7 protein-coding genes and 2 pseudogenes are annotated in these 6309 nt (G+C 38.0%); 5 read left to right on the top strand and 4 right to left on the bottom strand.

The genetic code is table 11. From position 1 onward, the window contains the following. The first annotated feature begins 18 nt into the window (after positions 1-18). From CEW93_RS06380 to CEW93_RS06395, 4 genes and pseudogenes are all read left to right on the top strand, one after another. Positions 19-723, top strand: a complete 705-nt coding sequence (locus CEW93_RS06380; RefSeq protein WP_089539891.1) for a pseudouridine synthase — start codon at positions 19-21, stop codon at positions 721-723. Then, entirely contained in the window at positions 723-1175 is a 453-nt protein-coding gene (gene dtd / locus CEW93_RS06385; protein WP_089539888.1) for a D-aminoacyl-tRNA deacylase, read from the top strand. The genes CEW93_RS06380 and dtd overlap by 1 nt, the downstream gene beginning before the upstream one ends. A 973-nt stretch (positions 1176-2148) precedes the next feature. Beyond that, the gene (locus CEW93_RS06390; protein WP_146416648.1) at positions 2149-2373 is read left to right on the top strand and encodes a hypothetical protein; all 225 of its coding nucleotides are present in this window, start codon (positions 2149-2151) and stop codon (positions 2371-2373) included. 238 nt (positions 2374-2611) lie between these two features. After that, positions 2612-2716 (top strand): annotated as a pseudogene (locus tag CEW93_RS06395) (IS481 family transposase); the annotation flags it as partial. A 5-nt stretch (positions 2717-2721) separates the two neighbouring features. Here the strand turns inward: CEW93_RS06395 and CEW93_RS10805 are convergent. The 4 genes and pseudogenes from CEW93_RS10805 to CEW93_RS10990 all read right to left on the bottom strand — a co-directional run. Then, the gene (locus CEW93_RS10805) at positions 2722-3150 is read right to left on the bottom strand and encodes a hypothetical protein (RefSeq protein ID WP_186727918.1); all 429 of its coding nucleotides are present in this window, start codon (positions 3148-3150) and stop codon (positions 2722-2724) included. 9 nt (positions 3151-3159) lie between these two features. Further along, complete coding sequence (locus tag CEW93_RS06400; RefSeq protein ID WP_143822778.1) at positions 3160-3972, bottom strand: hypothetical protein; 813 nt, start codon at positions 3970-3972, stop codon at positions 3160-3162. A 74-nt stretch (positions 3973-4046) separates the two neighbouring features. Then, positions 4047-4472, bottom strand: coding sequence for a hypothetical protein (locus CEW93_RS06405; protein WP_089539882.1), 426 nt, complete (start codon positions 4470-4472; stop codon positions 4047-4049). Between the two features lie 570 nt (positions 4473-5042). Beyond that, a pseudogene (locus CEW93_RS10990) lies at positions 5043-5195 on the bottom strand (site-specific integrase); the annotation flags it as partial. A gap of 131 nt (positions 5196-5326) precedes the next feature. Between CEW93_RS10990 and CEW93_RS11075 the strand changes: the two are divergent. Next, on the top strand, positions 5327-5506 hold the full coding sequence (locus tag CEW93_RS11075; RefSeq protein ID WP_089539885.1) for a DUF637 domain-containing protein: 180 nt from the start codon (positions 5327-5329) through the stop codon (positions 5504-5506). Positions 5507-6309 lie beyond the last annotated feature (803 nt).

Consider the following 6309-nt stretch of genomic DNA (forward strand, 5'->3'; position numbering starts at 1 on the left):
ACATAAATAACATTACTTATGAGATTAGATAAATTTTTAAGCAAAGCCACCGAATTATCTCGCTCTGACGCTAAAAAAGTATTGCATCGTGGCGAAATTACTGTCAATGATAACATTGTTAAAGATGGTAGCATGCACATTGATGTCGCCAATGATGAAGTGTTATGGGTGGGCGAGCCTTTGTCGGTTGCTGATGGCAATCGCTATATTTTACTCTACAAACCTGATGGTTTTGAATGCACCTTAAAAGCAAAAGAATACCCCATTGTTACTGATTTGATTGCCGTGCCAGAAGTGGGGAATTTACGCATTGCAGGGCGACTTGATGTGGATACCACAGGGGCGCTGCTCTTGTCTGATGATGGAGCGTGGCTACACCGAGTAACCAGTCCTAAGCATCACCAACCCAAACGCTATGAGATAACGCTTGCTAACCCCATGAACGCTGATGAGCAGGCACTTGCCATCAAACAAATCGCTAATGGCATTTTACTTGAAGGCGACAACGAAAAAACTCGCCCTGCCAAGCTGTCTTTTGTGGACGACACGCACGCCACATTGATTTTGACCGAAGGTAAATACCATCAAGTCAAACGTATGATGGCGTATTTTGGCAATAAGGTGATTGAACTACACCGAGCAAGCATTGGCAATATCACCCTTGATGGTTTAGAGATGGGTGAATGTCGGTTTTTGACGGCGGATGAGATCAAGGAGTTTTGATGAAAGCGTTAATTCAGCGTGTCAAATCAGCTCATGTTGCGGTTGGTGATAAGTTGGTGGGTCAGATTGGGGTGGGCGTGCTGGCTTATGTGGGCATTGGTAGGGATGATGATTTTACTCATGCGTGTAAGCTGATTGATAAAATTCTAAGCTATCGTATTTTTGAGAACACCACCGATTCTGATAAACTTGGCAAGATGGATAAAAGCCTGGCAGATGTGGGTGGCGGACTGCTTTTGGTATCACAATTTACGCTCATGGCACATACTAATAAGGGTCGTCGCCCTGATTTTGCTCCTGCCATGTCTCCAAATGATGCCAAGGTGTTGTTTGATAAAATGATTCATTATGCTAAATCGGTGCATCCTAATGTCCAAACAGGTGAATTTGGGGCAGATATGCAAGTTCATGGCATCAATGACGGCCCAATAAATTTTCTATTGGAAGTATAGGTGTTTTGCTTCATATTAAGCAAACTATTACTTTGAGTTTTAAATACAAATGTTTAATTATGGCATGGTTAAATACCAAAATATCACAGATGATTTGATGAATTGTTTATTGATTGCTCTGCTTTTTTATTAAATGAAAGCCATTGTAAATAAGTTGTACTGCTCTATCAATTTCGTAAGCCTTAGTCATTCTTCCTGTACATATCCGAAAAGAGCATTCCACTTCTTGCTTTGAAAGACCCATCTGTCTTAATAATGGAGAGTGATATGAGCTAAACCCATTGCAGGCTGACGTTAAAGAAAAAACAAGGTGAGACTGTACGTGATTGAGTAATTGTAAAGCATTTAGAAAAACGAGATTTTCATAAAAGCTGCGTTTAGTTGCAATAAAATGCTAAATTTGAACTGTTGCTTTTTCTTTGGACAATTTTGTTAAAATATATCAGTCCAAAACCCCTTAATCTCAAACAACAAAAAAGCCCAAATCATAAGATTTGGACTTTTAAAATTTGGAGCGGGAAACGAGATTCGAACTCGCGACCCCAACCTTGGCAATCTTGGGCGACTATTTTTCTCCAAATAACCTTATTTTATCTTAAATTATCTCTTTAAATATCAATATTTTATGATTATTATCAGTGTTGATGATAATTACGCACTTTGTTGTATTTTTATATATTGTCACGAAAAATGGTAGGATAAATTTACCCCATCATTTTTCGTCATTTATCATATTTTTTAATTTTTCATGCTTAAGCTTGTCAATGAAAGCAGTAGGGATTGATTGAGTTAAATCATTTTTATTTATATTGCCTATTTAACAGTATTAAACTTTTTTATTCATATCCTGAAAGTCGCCAGTTTGGCTTGGTTTGGGTTGACGATTTTGCGGTGATTGTTAGCATTATTCACCGCATATGTTGCGGAGAATATGTGGTATAAATACCGCAGATAAGTCAAAATTGAAAATGTGATGGTTGATACTTATATTTATGAAGATCCAAATTGGACAAATTGGCATCATGCGCTATTTCCACAAGGAGTAAGTGGTATGTATGACATGAATGTAGTTGCATTACCAGATGATACCAATGATCCGATGCAGGTGGTTTCAGGCGCTAATGGTAAAGCCAAAGGACACTTTGAAGCACCACAGGCTGATAGATTAGCTGATGAGCTTGAGCGATTTTTTCAGTAGTGTAACCATACCACCCTAAGAGACATCAAGATCTGGTCAAAAAAGGGATTTTGGTGAAGTCGGCAGCCTCTGAGCGTAGTTAGAGCTATGCGCTTGTTTGTTTTGTGAAATAGGCCTTAATGGATATCAGATTAGCATAAGGATGCACTACCGCAAACCCAATCAGACAACTCTATTTTAAAAATTCACCCATATGGGATAAAGGTGTCTAAACTCAACCTAATGGCGTCGCTTTCTCATGTGTCATACTAACAATTTCATTATCAAACATAAAGTAGGCTTGCTCAATTTGGGCGAAGAGATCAACACTGTTTTCAGAACCTGTAAGGTGATGGGTGTATCAATACACTATTCCAAAAAAGCGTCAACCTCCACCATCAATAAAAAGCACACATGTTGCAGTATGGCGACACTACTGCGCTTCTTCTTATTAACGGTACAAGTATTTGAAATTAAGAATCCTGTATAAGAGCTATTTTTACGAGCTGGTTTTTTGGTGGTGATACTGGTTTCTTGCCTTAGTTGAGCCAACTCTTGGTTTAGATCAACAGGCTTTTTGATATCCCGCCTAGCAACAACTTCAATTTTCCAATACTTCTCGTCTAGTAGTTTGATGGCAATTTGTACAAATCGATAAACCAATGCCCGATCCTTAAAAGGCATTCGCATCTCACTGCGTACAAAACTTGCACTGCGCAAAATCATTACAAAATCATCAAATGCTTTACGATCTGTGTGATATAAATCGCCTAACTTTTCAAGCAAATTGTGTAGCAAAGTGATTTCCTACTTGGTTTTGGGAGTGATTGGCAGATACTGATACGGATTCTTTTTGCTACTATCTCCAAAATAGGGTTTTAATTTTTCACGATGAGTATCAATATAGTCTCTGATTTTTTCTGCTTTGATCACATCCAAGCCCTCAGCTCTAGCATACTCAAATGGGTAATTTTCCTGTAATTTACCCAAAAATTCCATCACAGCTACATATATATCAATCCTTAACATATCAGGTATATCCTTTTTGCGCGATGTTCGACGTGCAGCAATTTTGATAGCGGGCAGTTTAGTAGGGGCGGGTCTGTGATAAAAATCGGCGCCCAACTGTTTAATAATTAGCGTACGAGCATCATTTAAATTTACCATACCACTGTTTTTATCATAGGCATGATGTCCATTGTCGCTAAAACTTTGACGGCGCAGCCCCGTTAGTAACTGCACTAAAGTCACAGGCATTTCAATCGTTGCACAAGCCATTTGACTGTATGCAATCAAATCTGCCACATGAATATAGCTAGAAAATGTCGTTTCGGGCGATGCATGACCAGCAAATTCCGCCAAAACACACCATGCTGTTGTTGAAATCTTATGACTATCACCTAAAAAATTACGCTTAATAGTCAATATCTCTTCGGCACTATAATCACTAAAATATGGCAATAGTACATCCGCACCACCCAAAATCATCGCCATCACACTGATGGCATTATGGCGAAAGCCGTGCGGTGTGACCTTATCAGGCAAAGTATCCAATAGTACCGAGATTGGCTTTTGGGTTTCACGATACTCAAGCGCACTGTGTTTGTGCTCTAGTGTCAAAAAGTATGTCTCTTTTCTTTGCTTGCGCAATAAATACCGGATCAGTGTCTTGATTACAGTGTGAAAAGTAGCGATCAAAACTCATTATAGACTCCCTCCTTGGTAGACAAGCCACTTTCATATAGAAAGTCAGTCAAACAAAACGTCGGTAGCCCTGTTTTTACTCGACCTAGTCTTCGAGCGTACTTTAAATCATCATAGCACCAATGACCCATGGCACAGATTTCCTTATGTGTTAGTTGCTTACCAAAAATCAGCTCGCTTTGCTCAAAAAGCATTTGCTCAATATCAGGCTCTATCTTTCGCTGTCTGACAAATAAGTCGCATAATTCCCAACCCGCAGTGCGCACAAGCACTTCTTCTGAGAAATACTGATCAATTTGAGCGGTGATAACTTGCCGATCCATATGACGGATAAAAGCCAGATAATTTGCCGTTAAAAGATAGTCGCTCGGTGAAAGTTTGACCACGGTAGGACGGCAGTGTTCTGAGTTTATCATAGGGGTGGTAGTGCCGTATCTGCTTATCAACTCAGCAATGGAGATACATTTAGGATGGATTCAGATACTATATCTTTGTATTTGAACATGTTTTTTATTTTTAACTTTCACAGCAGATCCTTGCTTATATTGATTTACCAATCACAAACCACCTTAATTTTACGATAATATTTGTCGACAACTCAAAAATTTTATTAGTAATATTACAAAGATATTTTGCTGTGTGTTACTTTGAATAACATAAAATAACAATACCACCTAAATATTTCCAGATAGTATGTAGGGCTTCAAAAATATCTCTTAATTTTAATCCATTTGCAAATCAATCATCCTATGTGGAACTAATGTAAAAGTAAGGTTTTGGATTATAAGACATCTGATAAAAGGCGTAGTCATTCAGCATTTGGGCATTCAATGCTTCTACTTGACCCATAGCCCATCGCCAGATAGTTTTGATAGCAACGACTGATATCAAGAAAATAACACAGTCCATATCCTTCTTGAATATTGGGCGAGATAATTAGCTACATAGTCAGCTTGCTAGTAAGCTACAAAGTGTCATTGAGTTAATTAGCGTTCGAGTTGACTGTTTAGCAGTAATGTCTCAAAAGCACTGCCATCACGGCGCGCGGCATTGTGTTCATAACGACTATACACCTTAAAAAGCATTATGGTATTAATATGATCCATTTGCCGTGCAATCCATACAGGCGCCAGCCAAAGATTTTTTTAAGGTTGAATATCGCTTACATCCTACCTTGTATTTGATGGGTATATCCGTCACAGCAGGTTCTGCGACAGCGGCCATGGCAAACGCCGCCTTTACCTCCTTGGCCACCTAAGCAGGCACCACTCTGGTCAATAACAAAGGCGATATCAATAAAACCCTCAAAGACTTAAGCAAATCACAAGCTGCCAAGAACATGGCAAAAGTAGTGTTAACAGCTGGGGTGACTGCCAATCTGGATAAATTCTTAGGTCAAACCCCATTCATGTCATACATACCACTTACTCCTTGTGGAAATAGCGCATGATGCCAATTTGTCCAATTTGGATCTTCATAAATATAAGTATCAACCATCACATTTTCAATTTTGACTTATCTGCGGTATTTATACCACATATTCTCCGCAACATATGCGGTGAATAATGCTAACAATCACCGCAAAATCGTCAACCCAAACCAAGCCAAACTGGCGACTTTCAGAATGTAGATAATAAATTTACATATTGAATAAAAAATATAATAGAGGATAGGATAAATTTACCCTATCATTTTTCGTGACACTAATAAAAGTCATTAGATGGTAATAAGTATCCAATGTAGCCAATAGTCCCAAGATATTAATATATAAAGATATTATTGAAGGTAAAATAAGTTTATTCAGAGATAGCCCAAGATTGTTGGGGTCGCGAGTTCGAATCTCGTTTCCCACTCCAAATTTTAAAAAGCTCAAATCGAAAGATTTGGGCTTTTTTGTTGTTGAAGTTACTCATTTTAAGCATTTTAAAATTAATCAAGCAAAAGAATTTGCAAAAAGAAAACAATCATATCAAAGGCGTTGAATATTTTGATTGTAAGCTACTAAATCGAATAGCTAGAAAATGCAACGGTATGTACTCGAAAGCTTTTATCTTTTATCAACGAATACAATCTTAGGTTTAACGTTGGTAGCGTACTTATTTTGCATGTTTGACACATGATAAGTATTGTGGCTGTAAGTTGGTTTTATAAATGAATATCTAAATGTTTATTTACGTTATCCAAATAGTCCATCGGTTCTTGGTTTTGTTAAGATGCCCACATAAGAAAGACAAAATATCACAAAAGACGCTA

This window comes from Moraxella sp. VT-16-12 (assembly GCF_002224245.2).
GTDB lineage: Bacteria > Pseudomonadota > Gammaproteobacteria > Pseudomonadales > Moraxellaceae > Moraxella.